The sequence below is a fragment of the Vibrio sp. 378 genome (assembly GCF_033339435.1).
Genome location: NZ_JAWOUO010000290.1, coordinates 1 through 870, shown reverse-complemented (window position 1 = coordinate 870; position 870 = coordinate 1). Strand labels below are relative to the sequence as shown.

Annotated in this window: 1 protein-coding gene; it reads right to left on the bottom strand. The window is 46.2% G+C overall.

The window, feature by feature from the left end; genetic code table 11:
- Positions 1-870, bottom strand: an 870-nt coding sequence (locus R7Q48_RS25770) for a U32 family peptidase C-terminal domain-containing protein (protein ID WP_318133012.1), incomplete at both ends; no start/stop codon positions are given.

The window sequence follows — 870 nt, the reverse complement described above, 5'->3', positions numbered from 1 at the left end:
TGCGGTTTTCCATCGCTTCTAGAGTGAAAACAACGTTACCTTTTGGTGTCATTAACTCCAGGCTGTCACCTACAACGAATTTGTTTTTCACTTCAACTTCTGCCATGTCACCACGACGTTTACCTGTGAACTCACCAACAAATTGTTGTGCGTCAGAGACTGAGTAACCGTAATCGTAGTTTTGGTAAGTATCGTGTGTATGACGACGTAGGAAACCTTCTGTGTAACCACGGTGAGCTAGGCTTTCTAGTGTACCCATTAGGCTTTCATCGAATGGTTTACCTGCAACTGCGTCGTCGATCGCTTTACGGTAAACTTGCGCTGTACGTGCGCAGTAGTAGAACGACTTAGTGCGGCCTTCGATTTTTAGTGAGTGAACACCCATCTTAGTTAGACGCTCTACGTGCTGAACCGCGCGTAGGTCTTTTGAGTTCATGATGTAAGTGCCGTGTTCATCTTCGTAGGCAGCCATTTTTTCTTCTGGACGATGCGCTTCAGAAAGCAGAACCACTTCATCCGTTGGTTTACCACGACCGATAGTGGTTTCAGGGCGCTCGTCTTGAACTTCAACAGGCTGTGCTTCAGTTGGGTCAAACTTCTCAACGATGTCGCCAGCGTCGTTTTCTTTGCCTTCTTCAACTTTGTATTCCCAACGACATGCGTTAGTACATGTACCTTGGTTAGGATCACGCTTGTTAATGTAACCAGAAAGTAGGCAACGACCAGAGTAAGCCATACATAGTGCACCGTGAACGAATACTTCTAGTTCAGTTTCAGGGCAATGCTCACGAATTTCTTCGATTTCTTCTAGAGATAGCTCGCGAGAAACGATTACACGTTCAACGCCATTCGCAGCCCAGAACTTAACGG